Origin of the sequence: Pseudomonas sp. Tri1, from assembly GCF_017968885.1 — a bacterium.
GTDB lineage: Bacteria > Pseudomonadota > Gammaproteobacteria > Pseudomonadales > Pseudomonadaceae > Aquipseudomonas.
Genome location: NZ_CP072913.1, coordinates 2358502 through 2371976, shown reverse-complemented (window position 1 = coordinate 2371976; position 13475 = coordinate 2358502). Strand labels below are relative to the sequence as shown.

Below are 13475 nucleotides of genomic sequence, written 5' to 3'. Positions count from 1 at the left end.
CACTGAGGAAGAGCCGAACGATGGGGATAAAAAGTGCAGGGCAAGAATTCTTTATGTGTGTCTCAGCGCTGATCGCTGCTCGATACCCGGACCCAGAATCGGCTGTAGCGGGTCACGCGCAACGAAAAACCACTCTCCAGCGCCGCCAGGGCGAGATCCGTGTTGTCGACGGGAAACACGCCGGAAACCTTCAAGTCGGCAATGGCCGGATCACAACGCAGCACGCCGTTGCGGTAACGCGAGAGTTCATCCAGCAGCGCCGCCAGAGGACGGTCAATGGCGATGATACTGCCCTTCTGCCAGGCACCGACCGACACATCGTTGCCGCGCAGCGTACCCAGCGACCGATCATTGAAATCCAGGCGCTGGCCGGCTTCGACCCGCATCCTTGAGCCAATCGCCGGCAAACTGACCTCGACCGCTTTTTCAAGCACCGCCACCTCGCCGCCCTGCGCCTGGCCACGAACGATAAAACGCGTGCCCAGTGCAAGTACCTCGACATGACCGGTGATGACCTTGAAAGGCCGCTGCAAGGGATCGACCGCCGTGGTGACGATGATCTCCCCCCACAACAGCTCCAGTAGCCGCTGGCGCCCATCGAAACGAACGTTGACCGAGGTGTCGGTATTGAGCAGCACGGTGCTGCCGTCCACCAGCTGAAACTCGCGGCGCTCGCCCACTGCGGTGCGGTAATCGCAAAGCAGGTTCTGTGTAGTCTGGCTGCGCCAGCCCAACCAACCCAGGCCGCTGGCGGACGTCAGCAATAACGCGCTGCGCAATACCTGGCGACGAGATCGATTGTGGCGTTCGCTCAAGGTCGGTGCCGCCAGGGCGCCCGGCACACTCGCCATCTGTTCGGCCACCGCCATCATTCTTTGCCAAGCCTGGCTATGCAACGGGCTTGCAGTCAGCCAGGCATTCCACCCGGCCCGATCCGCGTCGGTCGTGATGCCGGAATGAAGCCTGGCGTACCACTGCGCCGCCACACGGATGGCTTGCAACTCTTCGGCTGGCAGGTTCATGAAAGTTGCAATTGGATCTGCATCAGGCAGCAATGCTCCATGGCCTTGGCCATGTGGTTATTGACCGTACGTACGCTGACGCCCAGGCGCTCGGCAATTTGCGGGTAGGTCAGGCCATCGAACTGCGACAGGATGAACGCCTGCCTGACTCGCGGCCCCAGCCCCAGGAGCAAGCGATCGATCTCCATCAGGGCCTGAAGCAGGATGGCCTGCTCTTCCAGCGACGGGTGCTGCTCTTGCGGCATGGCGGCCAAGGCTTCCAGGTAGGATTGTTCCAGCGAACGGCGGCGAAACAGGTCGATCAACAGCCCCTTGGCGATCATCGACAGATACGGTCGCGGCTCACGAATATCCAATGCGGAGCGAGCCTTGATGACGCGCACGAAAGTATCCTGGGTCAGGTCCGCGGCATCGAAGGTGTTGCCCAAGCGCTTGCGCAGCCAGCCCTGGAGCCAACTGTGATGATCACTGTACAGAACGTCGACAGCACTGCGTAAGGACAGATCATTGGCGGGCATGGCAATGGAATAATTCGCGACTGATAATGAATCGCATTGTCATGGAGCGCATCGCCGCTTGCAACCCAAACATGCGCGGAACTGGCCAGCCACCCCATCATTGCTCAGTGCACAGAGTGATTTTTCACCGTGCTTTCCACCAGATCCAACATCTGCCCCAGCGCCCAGGGCTTGGCGATGAACGAAGCGTGGTGCTTGATCCCCGCGCTTTCCGGCGTCTCGAAACCGGACATGATCAACAACGGTATCTGCGGCCAACGATCTCCGGTGACGTTGGCCAGGTCCGCACCGTTCAGCATCCCTGGCATGGTGATATCGGTGAGCAGCAGATCTACATCGCGAGCGTTATTCTCGAGAAACTTCAGTGCCTCGTCGGCGCTCTCCCGAGGCTCTACGACAAACCCTTCGTCCTGCAGGATCTCGCACAGGAATTCCAGAATGGTCTGATCATCTTCAACAACGAGAATCAAACGTGCGGTCGCCTGTCCGTTGCCCTTTGGCATCGAATTCATGTAAGTGACTCTCCTTGACCCCATAAACGTTCTTTGCGGTATCAGCCGCTCTGCAAGTTATGAGCGATACCCTGGCGAGAAAATTCATTCTGCGTGCAAATACACCGCCGAACGTTGCGCCAGACACTCCATTGCAACGCAGAGCAACGCTTTTATCTGTATATCCATACAGATAAAACTTGCCCCGGCACGCATCCATGACCATGCTACAGCCCCACGCAATCTGCTTAGGAATAGGGTGCTATGCAGCTGTACCTGTGTGAAAAGCCGTCCCAGGCCAAGGACATCGCCGCCGTGCTCGGCGCCACGCGTCGTGGCGATGGTTGCTGGCTGGGCGCGAACGTCACGGTCACCTGGTGCATAGGTCATCTGTTGGAAACCGCTCCACCGGACGCCTACGATGCGCGCTACAAGCGCTGGGTGTTGGCCGACCTGCCCATCGTTCCTGCGCAATGGAAAATGACCGTCAAGCCGAAAACCGCCAGCCAATACAAAGCGGTCAAGCGCTTGCTGGGGGAAGCGAAAGAGCTGGTAATCGCCACCGACGCCGACCGTGAAGGCGAAATGATCGCCCGGGAGCTGGTGGAACATTGCCGCTATCGCGGGCCGATCCGGCGGCTATGGCTGTCGGCCCTGGACGAAGCGTCAATCCGCAAGGCCCTCGCCACCCTCAAGCCGGGGGCCGAAACCTTCAACCTGTATCATTCAGCCTTGGGCCGTTCCCGGGCCGACTGGTTGATCGGCATGAACATGAGTCGCCTGTTTACCCTGCTGGGGCGCCAGTCCGGCTACCAGGGCGTGCTGCCGGTGGGCCGCGTGCAGACCCCGACGCTGCGGCTGGTGGTGGATCGCGACCGTAGCATCGCCGACTTCGTGCCGGTCGCCTATTGGGCCATCGACGTGCAGCTCAGCCATGAAGGCACCGCCTTTCTCGCTCAGTGGCGCGCCGATCCGGATGCTTGCGACGACCAGGAACGTTGCTTGAACCAGGCCCTCGCCCAGGAGGCCGCCCAAGCCATGGGCAATGCCGCCACCGCCCGGGTGATGAAAGTGCGCACCGAGCGCCTGCGCGAAGCGGCGCCATTACCTTTCGACCTGGGCACATTGCAGGAAGTCTGTTCGAAGAAGCTCGGCCTCGGTGCCCAGGAAACCCTGGACATTGCCCAGTCGCTCTACGAGACCTACAAGCTCATCACCTACCCTCGCAGCGATTGCGGCTTCCTGCCCTTGAGCCAACACAGCGAAGCCCCGGCCATCCTCGCCGCCCTCGCCCAGGCCGACCCGGGCCTGGCGCCGCTGCGCGAACACCTGCAGCCACAACGTAAATCCCGGGCCTGGAACGACGCCAAGGTCAGCGCCCACCACGGCATCATCCCCACCGCCGCCGCAAAGAACCTCGACAAGCTCGCCAGCAAGCAACGAGCCGTCTATACGCTCATTCGCGCGCGCTACCTGGCGCAATTCCTGCCCAACCACGAATACGACCGGACCCAGGCCGACTTCGACTGTGCCGGACAGGCGTTGCGCGCGGTAGGCAAGCAGATCGTCGAACCCGGCTGGAAACGCGCCCTGCCCGAAGCGCTGGCCCCCGCTCGGGGCCGAGAAGCACCGGTGCCGCAAACCCTCCCGGCGCTGGCCGAGGGGCGCGATTGCGCCGTGGACGAGGTGAAACTCAAGGACCTGTGGACCCAGCCGCCCAAGCCGTTCACCGAGGGCGACCTGATCAAGGCGATGAAGAACGTCGCCAAACTGGTGGAGGATCCGCTGCTCAAGCAAAAACTCAAGGACACCACCGGCATCGGCACCGAGGCGACCCGGGCCTCGATCATCCAGGGGCTGCTCGACCGCGGTTACCTGGTGAAAAACGGCAAGGCCCTGTCTGCGACCCCGGCAGCCTTCAGCCTGATCGATGCCGTGCCCCGGGCCATCGCCGATCCCGGCACCACCGCAATCTGGGAGCAGGCGCTGGACATGGTGCAAAGCGGTGAGATGAGCCTGGAAGAATTCGTCACCCGACAAGCCGCGTGGATGAGCAAACACATCGCTCGCTGCCAGGGCATGAGCCTGACCATCAACGGCCCGGCCAGCCCCGCCGGGCGCGGCGCCACACCGTGGAAGAACAAGCGCAAGCCGGCCAAGCGCAAGGCTGGCGGCGCACCGCGCAAGGCGAGCAAAGCCAAGGCGACCTGAACAAAAATCAGGCCCACCCTGATTCCTCCTGTGGGAGCGAGCTTGCTCGCGATAGCGGCATGTCAGTCAATTATCTGTTGGCTGATCTACCGCTATCGCGAGCAAGCTCGCTCCCACATTGATGAGGTCTGACTGGAAATCCTCATACCCAAACCGTTTTGTCCGACAATATGTAGTGACCAAAAATAATCACTACAAAACCGTTGACGCCTCCGATTTGCCCTTGCATGATGCAGACGTCTCCCCGATCGGGAGTACAGGCAACTGTTTGAGCAAGCTCGTCTGACCGCCGAGCTGTTTTTTGGATAAGGGACTGCCCACAAGGCAGATTGAAGGTGCTGACCTGGCATGACCGTCCGGTAACAAGGACGAGAAACGTCGGCGAAGATCCTCATGACGCACGTGGTCGACCCTCGAAAGTTGACACTGGCTGAAGATTCTTCGCTGTTTCTCTTCGTTGTAGCGCATTTGCGTAGCAGCCCTTCGATAACACTACACAACCGAGGCACGACCCCGTCGAAGTTCGACGGACGAACGCTGACGGCCTGGTTTCGGTACCAGGTGGCACTTACCGAGAAGCGAAGTTTTTGCGAACCACCAGACAGATCAACCAAATGGTCAAGGGGCTTACACATGAATCTGAATAATCAACCATCTATTGATGAACTGGCTCGCATATTCGCAGCACACAAAGACACTCTCGACAGCCATATCCTGTGGATCAGCAAGAATGGCCAGGTGCATATGGACTGCCTGTCACCTTTTGCCGGTGAAGACGAGTTCGAAAAGAACACGCAAGAGCTGTGTGCCCGGCTGAAGATGTACCGCCGTGGCCAGGGCTACGTTGGCAAGAAGGCCGCCGCCGACAAAGACTTCATCGGTCGCGTGCTGCAAACGCTGACCCAGGCCTGGCAGTCGATGCAAAACACTTCGCAAGTGCAGGTCATCGACCGATTCTGCTGATTGCACTTAAATAAAAAGGGCCCGTTCCTCAACCAGGAACGGGCCCTTTTTGTTGTATCTAGAAAACCGACCAGCCGATCCGCTGGCTCATCAATTCCAGCGCTGCCATGCCGGCCAGGGAGTTGCCGGCGACGTTGAGTTCAGGCGACCAGACGCACACCGTGAACCGCCCCGGCACCACGGCGACAATCCCACCGCCCACACCGCTCTTGCCAGGCAAGCCGACGCGATAAGCGAAATTGCCGGCCTCGTCATACAGCCCGCTGGTGGCCATGATGGAGTTGACCTGCTGGGTCTGTCGGGCAGTGAGGATCTGTTCGCCGCTGTGCTTGCAGAACCCGTCGTTAGCCAGGAAGCAGAACGCCCGGGCCAGGTCGATGCAGCTCATGCGCAGGGCGCAATGGCTGAAATAGCTGCGCAGCACCGCTTCCACGTCGTTATGGAAGTTGCCAAAAGACTGCATCAAGTAGGCCATCGCGGCGTTGCGGGCGCGGTGCTGGTATTCCGACTCGGCGACCTTGCCGTCCACCATCACTTGCGGGTTGCCCGACAAGCGCCGTACGAAATCGCGCATCGACAAGGCTGGAGCGGCGAAACGCGACTGGTTGATATCGCAGATAACCAAGGCGCCGGCGTTGATGAACGGGTTGCGTGGCCGACCGCGTTCGAATTCCAGCTGTACCAGGGAGTTGAAAGGCTGGCCGGACGGCTCGTGCCCCAAGCGTTCCCAGATCGCTTCGCCGGAATGCCCGATGGCCTGCACCAGGCTGAACACCTTGGAAATACTCTGCACCGAAAACGCCGTGTCGGCGTCACCGGCACAATACATCTCGCCGTCATTGCCATACACGGCAATGCCCAGCTGATTGGGCGCCACGGTGCCCAGGGCCGGAATGTAGTCGGCTACCTTGCCCTGACCGATCAGGGGGCGAACCGCATCGAGGATCTCGTTCAACAGTGCTTGCATATGCGCGGGGTCCAGTCATTCCCCGTTCGAGTGCGGGGATACAGACGCTAGACGCTGATGGACGGCCTCAGAGCACACTGCTGCATCAAACTGCACAAATCCCCTCGCCACAAGATGTGTTTGCCCTATGAACCTCAAAAGGTTTCACAGGCGCATCTCACAAAATCGAGCGGTCTATAGTTCAAAGGATCAATCGGCAGGAGGTACACAATGCGCCAGATCATGCAAAAAGAACCCTGGTGGGCCTCGCCGCCCAAGCCCGGGCAGGATGAAAATGAGTTGGAATGGGGCTGGCTGGTGATTTACAGCGAAGGTGAGCCGCGCTTCGAATTCGTAAAAGAACGTCCCACGGATGAACAGATTCGCCATCGCAAGGGTTGCCGCGTCACACTCGGAGAATGAGTCCGCTCCGTCACGGCTTGAGGTCCGGCAGCATCACCGCCCGATTAGCCAGGTCCGCCTCCACCAGGTTGCCTTCGATTTCCTCATCCAGGTAGTACACCGGTGCCATCACCCCGCTGAGGGGATGCTTGAGCGACTTGAACCAGGCCTCGTCGAACGCGGCGCTCAGGCTTTTGCGGATCTGCGCTTCCATTTCCGGCCGCTCACCTTCGTGGATCATGGCGCGAATACCCGCCACGCCCACCGAAATCATCGCCCCCACTGCCTTCCCGGCCACGGCTGCGGCCGCACCAGCCGCGCCTCGCGTGGCGAACTGCGCTTCGATTTTTTCACTGGTGCGTTGTGCCACCGTGGCGATCACCGCGTCCGATGGGCCCGAACCGGTGGCGGCGGCCTTATTGACGTGGTCAATCAGCGCGGCATAGGCCGGCAGTGCATTCAGCGGTTCGGTATGGACCATCTCATACAACGAAGCGTTGCGCGCCGCCGGCGGCCCCAGGGTGATGGCAGGAATGCCGTACAAGCGCCGGTTCATCAACTCGGTCGGGATTTGATGGCGCTGGGCGATCACCTCGACCTGCTGACTGAGCAGCCGCAGGTAATAACTCGTCGCACTGGCCCTGATCGCCTCGGGATCGATCTCCACCGCCACCGGCTCCAACACCTGCTCGCGATACTGTTCTTGCAGGTAAACCGCCAGGCGCTTGGCCGAGGAGTCCTCATCGCCCTTGGCACTGGCGGAATACCAGCTGACCTTCATCGCCAACCACTCCTGGGTCCAGTAGCTGCTGAACCAGGGAATGAATTGGGCCTCGGTGCGTTCGTACACCAGCGCCCGCCAATGCTCCATCGACCCGCGGGCATAGAGTCCGGCCTGTTCGAGGGCGCTTTTCGACGCCGCGATGATCTGCTGGTCAACCTGCCGCCAAGTGTCCTGGGAAATCACCACCGTGGCGGCCTGTTGACCGCGCTGTGACGTGGCGCACCCCGCCAGAACGAGCAAAACGGCCAACATCAGCGAACGCAGCACGATCGCGCCACCCCGGGTTCAAGTCACCCACGAGGTTGAGTATAGGCCGCGAGAAACAGGGGCTTAGAGCAAACACACAAAACTCATGTGGGAGCGAGCAAGCTCGCCCCCCACAAGGATCTGCGTCGCTCAGATACCTTACGAACAACGCGTGCTCGGCCTGCACCGCGCCAGAATGGCTTGCGGTTTTCCGTGCGACGTTTCTGAAGAATCCCATCGCCACATGCGAGGTACATTGTCTTCGCAGTTTGCGGTTACCCTTGCCTATCCCAACCCCTTGCAGGTTTTGATGACCGCACTCCTCGAACGTCTTCGCCAATGGGCCAGGACCCTGAAACGCCAGACCATGACGCTGTGGTTCTGCTATCGCCATCCGCAGACGCCCTGGTTACCCAAAGGGATCGCCATTATCGTGGTGGCGTATGCCCTGAGCCCCATTGACCTGATCCCGGATTTCATTCCGGTGCTGGGCTATCTGGATGATGTGATTTTGCTGCCCGCGGGGATTTGGTTGGCTATTCGCCTGATGCCGTCTGCAGTGCTGGCAGAATGTGAAGCCAAGGCCCGGCAATGGCAGGAGAACGATGGCCAGCGCCCGGTGAACAAGATAGCGGCGGCATTGATTGTGCTGGCCTGGCTGGCGACACTGGCAGGAGCCTGGTTCATGTTTTACGACGGTACCGGCAAAACCGGCTGAAACCACGCGCTCGGTTTCAGCGGGCCCTCACCCCAACGCCGTGTCGAGAAACATCATCACCGCAAACCCCATCATCAACCCCAAGGTAGCCGGTGTTTCATGGCCGTTGCGGTGGGTTTCGGGAATCACTTCGTGGGACACCACGAAGATCATCGCCCCGGCTGCCAGGCCCAGGCTGATGGGATAGGCCACGGCCACACCCGAAGACATGCCCAGGCCGATCACCGACCCCAGCGGTTCCATCAGCCCAGAACCCACGGCAATCAGCGCGGCACGCAAGGTGCTGATGCCGGTGACCCGCAGCGCCATGGCAATGGCGAGGCCTTCGGGAATGTCCTGAATGGCAATGGCGGTGGTCAGGGGCAGGCCGACCTTGAAATCGCCGTCGGCAAAACTGACGCCGATGGCCATACCCTCTGGCAAGTTATGCAAGGTGATGGCGAGTACGAACAACCAGACACGATTGATGCGTTCGACTTGCGGACCGCGCCGGCCACTCAACTCGTGTTCGTGGGGGACGAAACGGTCGAGGCCGATCATCAAGGCGACACCCAGACCCAGTCCCACCACGACGACAAACGCAGCAAGCAACTGATTGCCACAAATGACCTGTGCCGCTTCGATCCCCGGCAAAATCAGTGAGAAGGAACTGGCAGCGAGCATCATGCCCGCGGCGAACCCCAGCATGATGTCCTGGGTACGGGACGAGATGTCCCGCAACACCACTGCCATCACGGCACCCAGCGCGGTGGCGGCGAAGCCGGACGTGCCGCCCAGCACCGCATAACCCAGGTTTTGCCGGTCAGCGCCCACCAGAGCGTTGTAGCCGCTGTAGAGCAACAACGCGGCAATCACCGCCAACCCCAGCCAGAAGCTCACCCCTAGCACTAGATTGTTTTGCACAGGATCCAGCCAGGTACGCCAGGGCGATCGGATCCGGGAGGTGGGCTGGTCCATTGAGAGTCCTTACTGGTTGAACGATCGAACAGAATCCTCAGGCGAGGGAGCCGAGCCCCCTCGCCGGTTTCCTACAGTTTGTCACCTTGCATCCCTGAACCCAAGTCGGCGCCTGTGGTGGGGTCGCTTTCGGGGTTAGACATCGTCCGCGCCTTCATGTCCATCAACAGCGCTTCGTCTTTTTTACTCAACTGAACGCTGGCCAGTCCATCGCCACCATCCACCGCTGGCGTTGGGTTTTCCACGAACTCCCAGTCGTCACCCTGGTTCCACGGACCGCGCACGCTAGGTTCGCCCTGGGACATGTTGAAATACACATGACTGAATTCCGGCATGCCCGGCAATTTGCCTTGAGGGAAATTGGGCTGGATCGAGTGCAAGGCTTTTTCGAACGACAACTGGTGCGCGATTTCACGTGTCATCAAAAAGCCCAGCGCTTCTTTTACCCCGGGATCATCGGTAAGGTTCATCAACCGTTCATAGATGATTTTCGCCCGAGCCTCAGCAGCAATGTTTGAGCGCATGTCCGCCGTTGGTTCGCCGATGGTGTCGACATAAGCGGCAGTCCAGGGCACACCGGCGGAGTTGGTCAGCGGCGAGCCGGCGCCATACAAGAGGCTGGTGATGTGCGAGTCATTACCGGCACCGTTGATGTCCCGGTACAACTGCCCCTCTTTCTCCACGCCTTCGGCCATCTTGCCCTTGGCGCCCTTGTTCAGCATCACGATGATCGAACCGATCACCTCCAGATGACTGAGCTCTTCGGTGGCAATGTCCATCAGCAAGTCCTTGCGACCTGGATCGTCCTCGGACAGCGCCTGTGTGAAGTAACGCGATGCCGCCGCCAATTCACCCTGGGCACCACCAAACTGCTCAAGCAGCAGGTTGGCGAGTCCAGGATTAGGTTCAGCAACACGTACGGTGTACTGCAATCTTTTGTTATGCAGGAACATATTAAACCTCTCGATCAGGACACAAGCCAATGGGGACACTGCCGACGGCAGGCCCATAACTTCTGAAAAAGCTAAAGGATTAAAATCTATCTTCTATACAACAGACGAGCGGCACGGCAATCCTCATCAAACACTGACCACTGTGCGATTTAACAACTAAGCAAACTATTGAGCGTAAAAACAAGAGTGGCGCATTAAGTAATTTATATCAGGTCGGGGCAGGCCCCATGCGAATGGCACAGGGCCTGCCGAGCCGGACATTATGAATTACGTCCGCCACCCTGACTGTTTCCACTGCCTTTGCGAGTGGCCTCAGAAGCTTGCTCACGGTCGTTGGCAACGTTGCCACCGGACGCTTGCCCCCCTTTGCGACCGGCTTCGGAGGCGCGCTCCGGATCCTTGGCAAAATTGCCCCCCGAAGCTTGCCCGCCTTTGCGGCCAGCCTCTGCGGCACGCCCGGGGTCATTGGCGAAATTACCGCCCGATGCTTGCCCACCCTTACGGCCGGCCTCGGATGCACGTTCTGGATTATTGGCGAAGTTACCACCCGACGCTTGGCCGCCTTTTTTTCCGGCTTCCGATGCCTTCTCACGATCGTTAGCGAAATTGCCAGGATTGTTATTTCCTGTGTTAGCCATTTCATTCACCTCGTTAGTTAAAATTAACGAACCTCGCTGGTTCGTCTTATTGGGAGAAGCTGCAGCGGATAAGGTTTTAACGAAAACCGCCAAAGCGCGACGAACGGTCAAACTTTTTCAGACACTTTAAATAACACGCGTCCATTACCACGGCCTATCCAGTAACTGGCACGCAATAAATTATTTTAAACTCCGTATTTATCGGTCCCGCTTCGCTTGCGATAACGCGCGCGCAAGCAATCGAATAAAACAGTGCGTGTCTTTCCACGCTGTCCGCCAAAGGCCGGGCGCCGCCAGCACCCTATTGCACCGGTCTCGTCACCCTGGCCCCGCGCCGTCCCAGGAAGCCAAAACGCGCGGGCTGCCGGTGTTGTCCTGCACCACCACACTGACCGGCTTGCGGTGTCCGGATGCCCTGTCGCCGAGACCCGGATAGAGAAAATGCCGCAATGCTCAAGGAGAAATCGGATCACTCGCCGGAAAGGTTTCCTCCAGTGCATCATCCAGTTGACTGTTGGTGATATCGCGCTCACCAACTTTGCCACTGCGCTCGCAATGGCAGCCTGGTGCCGGACAGGGCTCACCGTTGGGGTGCTGCTCGGCACACGCCTGGCTGCAGTAAGCCTCGCCGTCGTGATTGAAGACCTGCTGTGGATCTACATCACAATGACACTCGGGACAGCCACACTTCAATTCGCTCATGTCCTTCTCCTGAATGGATCGACGGTGCGTTCAAGAAGACCCCGCCAGCAACTGAACCTCCAGATTTGCCGCCGCCACGCCGTGGTTCGCTACATACACGTCAGCGGTCCAGCCCTTGGTCAAGTTGCGATAGGACTGGGTGCCCAAGGCGGTGCCGCTGTCCCACGCGATGACGTCGCCAATATCGATGTCATTGGCCGAACTCAGCTCAAGCACGGTATGCCCATCCTCTTGGTCCACATACACGCCCACCATCGAACTCTGTCGATTGATGGCTCGTACTTCACCGGTGGTTCGCTTCATACTTCTCCTTTTTTCGGCAGCGCCACAAGCGTCCGCAAACAAGCGTGCGAACGCTCTTTCACACTCAGCGCTTAGCCTCGGTATGCGGACTGGCCGAACGTTCGAGGAACGCTTGGGTGATCTGCGGCAGGTGCTCGCGCAACCACTCGGCCATGGCGATTTCCTGCGGCAGGATCTGTTCGCAGGCTCGTTGTGTCTCCACATCGCCGGCTACTTTCGCTGCCTCGATCAGCACGGTGTAGGAGGCGATTTCCAGATTCTCGAACACATAGCCACTCATGGCGCCCTTGACCACTTCATCGCTCATCGTCATGCCGCCGACCGCCTGGCCGAAGGCCATGAGCTTGGCGGCCAGGTCTTTGAGCGTCGAGGTACTCCCACCCAGACGCTGTATGCATTGTTCCACCAACTTTTGCTGGCCGAGGGTTTCCTGCAAGTGCTCCTCGATCCGCGCCTTGAGCGCTGGATAATGCTCCAGACGTTCAGCCTGGGCCTTGAGCATTTTTTCCGCTTGCTGCTCCATGGCATGGGCATCGTTGAGCCAGTCCAGCAGGTTCTCTTTTGGCGTTGCCATTCCCTTCTCCTTAGCCGTGGTCGCCACTGCATCGCAGCGCGACGGTTATGAAGTACCGCACATAGAAGTGGATGTCGCCGGAGCGGGGAAAGTTTGAAGAAACCACCGCGCAGGGCGACGAAAGGCGTTAGCGCGTTTTCCCTGCACAACCGCAGTGCTAATCTCAACGGTTCCAGGCCAGCGGAGACACCCACATGCCCGACGATCTTCACCGTGAACCGATCGATCAGTTGGTGGAATACATGGCCGGGCGCCATTTCCTGGTCCTCACCGGTGCCGGCATCAGCACGCCATCGGGCATCCCCGACTACCGCGACAGCGACGGTGTGCGCCGCGGTCGACAACCCATGATGTACCAGGAGTTCCTCGCCAAACCCGAGGCGCGGCGACGCTATTGGGCGCGGGCCATGCTGGGCTGGCCACGGGTGCGACAGGCGCGGCCGAATGCAGCCCACGAGGCCTTGGCGACGCTGCAGGCCGAACAGCGCATCAGCGGCCTGATCACCCAGAACGTCGACACATTGCACGACCAGGCCGGCAGCCAGGACGTGATCGAACTCCATGGCAGCCTGCACCGCGTGCTCTGCCTGGATTGTGAGCAGCGCAGCGAACGGCAGCAGATCCAGTTATTGATGGAAGCGCAGAATCCCTACCTGGCCGGAGTCGATGCAGTGCAGGCGCCCGACGGCGACACCCTGTTGGACCCGGCGTTCGAGGCGCGCTTCCAGGTGCCTCGATGCCCTCATTGCAACAATGAGCGGCTGAAGCCCGACGTGGTTTTTTTCGGCGAAAACGTCGCCGCCGCCACCGCCGCGCGCGCCACCCGGGTCGTCGAGGAAGCGGACGGCCTGCTGGTGGTGGGCTCGTCGCTGATGGCCTGGTCGGCGTTTCGCTTGTGCCGGGCGATCAAGGACCAGGGCAAGCCGCTGCTGGCGATCAACCGGGGCAAGACCCGGGCTGATGAGTTACTGGATTTGAAGCTCGAAGCGCCTTGTGAACAGCTGTTGCCATTGCTGACACAGCGCCCGTTCTAGTCACACCACTCAC

At 59.8% G+C, this 13475-nt stretch carries 15 protein-coding genes and 3 pseudogenes; 5 read left to right on the top strand and 13 right to left on the bottom strand.

Features of this window, described 5'->3' with window-relative positions:
- Positions 1–62: 62 nt before the first annotated feature.
- From J9870_RS10575 to J9870_RS10565, 3 genes are all read right to left on the bottom strand, one after another.
- Complete coding sequence (locus J9870_RS10575) at positions 63–1022, bottom strand: FecR domain-containing protein (RefSeq protein ID WP_210643839.1); 960 nt, start codon at positions 1020–1022, stop codon at positions 63–65.
- Positions 1019–1540 carry a sigma-70 family RNA polymerase sigma factor gene (locus J9870_RS10570; protein WP_210643838.1) on the bottom strand — a complete coding sequence of 174 codons (522 nt, stop codon included), beginning with the start codon at positions 1538–1540 and terminating at the stop codon, positions 1019–1021. Before J9870_RS10570 ends, J9870_RS10575 begins: the two co-directional genes overlap by 4 nt.
- Before the next feature lie 104 nt (positions 1541–1644).
- Positions 1645–2052, bottom strand: coding sequence for a response regulator (locus J9870_RS10565; protein ID WP_210643837.1), 408 nt, complete (start codon positions 2050–2052; stop codon positions 1645–1647).
- Positions 2053–2295: 243 nt separating this feature from the next.
- Between J9870_RS10565 and J9870_RS10560 the strand changes: the two genes are divergently transcribed.
- Positions 2296–4242: a DNA topoisomerase III gene (locus J9870_RS10560; protein ID WP_210643836.1), complete on the top strand. Its 1947-nt coding sequence runs from the start codon at positions 2296–2298 to the stop codon at positions 4240–4242.
- 633 nt (positions 4243–4875) lie between these two features.
- Positions 4876–5205 (top strand): hypothetical protein, encoded by a 330-nt coding sequence (locus tag J9870_RS10555; protein ID WP_210643835.1) that lies wholly within the window; start codon positions 4876–4878, stop codon positions 5203–5205.
- Between the two features lie 58 nt (positions 5206–5263).
- On the opposite strand, the gene glsB is transcribed toward J9870_RS10555, so the two are convergent.
- Positions 5264–6172: a glutaminase B gene (gene glsB / locus J9870_RS10550; RefSeq protein WP_210643834.1), complete on the bottom strand. Its 909-nt coding sequence runs from the start codon at positions 6170–6172 to the stop codon at positions 5264–5266.
- 210 nt (positions 6173–6382) lie between these two features.
- Between glsB and J9870_RS10545 the strand changes: the two genes are divergently transcribed.
- Entirely contained in the window at positions 6383–6574 is a 192-nt protein-coding gene (locus J9870_RS10545; protein ID WP_210643833.1) for a hypothetical protein, read from the top strand.
- A 10-nt stretch (positions 6575–6584) separates the two neighbouring features.
- Here the strand turns inward: J9870_RS10545 and J9870_RS10540 are convergent, their stop codons facing one another.
- Positions 6585–7604: a hypothetical protein gene (locus tag J9870_RS10540; protein ID WP_210643832.1), complete on the bottom strand. Its 1020-nt coding sequence runs from the start codon at positions 7602–7604 to the stop codon at positions 6585–6587.
- 289 nt (positions 7605–7893) lie between these two features.
- On the opposite strand from J9870_RS10540, the gene J9870_RS10535 reads away from it, so the two are divergent.
- Positions 7894–8301: a YkvA family protein gene (locus tag J9870_RS10535; protein WP_210645187.1), complete on the top strand. Its 408-nt coding sequence runs from the start codon at positions 7894–7896 to the stop codon at positions 8299–8301.
- 27 nt (positions 8302–8328) lie between these two features.
- Here J9870_RS10535 and J9870_RS10530 read toward each other — a convergent pair whose 3' ends face one another.
- The 8 genes and pseudogenes from J9870_RS10530 to J9870_RS10505 form a co-directional block, all read right to left on the bottom strand.
- Positions 8329–9258 carry a ZIP family metal transporter gene (locus J9870_RS10530; protein ID WP_210643831.1) on the bottom strand — a complete coding sequence of 310 codons (930 nt, stop codon included), beginning with the start codon at positions 9256–9258 and terminating at the stop codon, positions 8329–8331.
- A 71-nt stretch (positions 9259–9329) separates the two neighbouring features.
- Positions 9330–10211, bottom strand: a complete 882-nt coding sequence (locus J9870_RS10525; RefSeq protein WP_210643830.1) for a manganese catalase family protein — start codon at positions 10209–10211, stop codon at positions 9330–9332.
- A gap of 260 nt (positions 10212–10471) precedes the next feature.
- A pseudogene (locus J9870_RS29465) lies at positions 10472–10592 on the bottom strand (glucose starvation-inducible protein B); the annotation flags it as partial.
- Between the two features lie 26 nt (positions 10593–10618).
- Positions 10619–10777: pseudogene (locus J9870_RS29460) on the bottom strand (general stress protein); the annotation flags it as partial.
- A gap of 7 nt (positions 10778–10784) precedes the next feature.
- Positions 10785–10849: pseudogene (locus tag J9870_RS29455) on the bottom strand (hypothetical protein); the annotation flags it as partial.
- Between the two features lie 453 nt (positions 10850–11302).
- Positions 11303–11551, bottom strand: a complete 249-nt coding sequence (locus tag J9870_RS10515) for a metallothionein (RefSeq protein WP_210643829.1) — start codon at positions 11549–11551, stop codon at positions 11303–11305.
- 30 nt (positions 11552–11581) lie between these two features.
- Positions 11582–11854 (bottom strand): hypothetical protein, encoded by a 273-nt coding sequence (locus tag J9870_RS10510; RefSeq protein WP_210643828.1) that lies wholly within the window; start codon positions 11852–11854, stop codon positions 11582–11584.
- 64 nt (positions 11855–11918) lie between these two features.
- Positions 11919–12428 (bottom strand): DUF892 family protein, encoded by a 510-nt coding sequence (locus J9870_RS10505; protein WP_210643827.1) that lies wholly within the window; start codon positions 12426–12428, stop codon positions 11919–11921.
- Positions 12429–12622: 194 nt separating this feature from the next.
- Here J9870_RS10505 and J9870_RS10500 point away from each other — a divergent pair, with 194 nt between their 5' ends.
- Positions 12623–13462: an NAD-dependent protein deacetylase gene (locus J9870_RS10500; RefSeq protein ID WP_210643826.1), complete on the top strand. Its 840-nt coding sequence runs from the start codon at positions 12623–12625 to the stop codon at positions 13460–13462.
- The last annotated feature ends 13 nt before the right edge of the window (positions 13463–13475 follow it).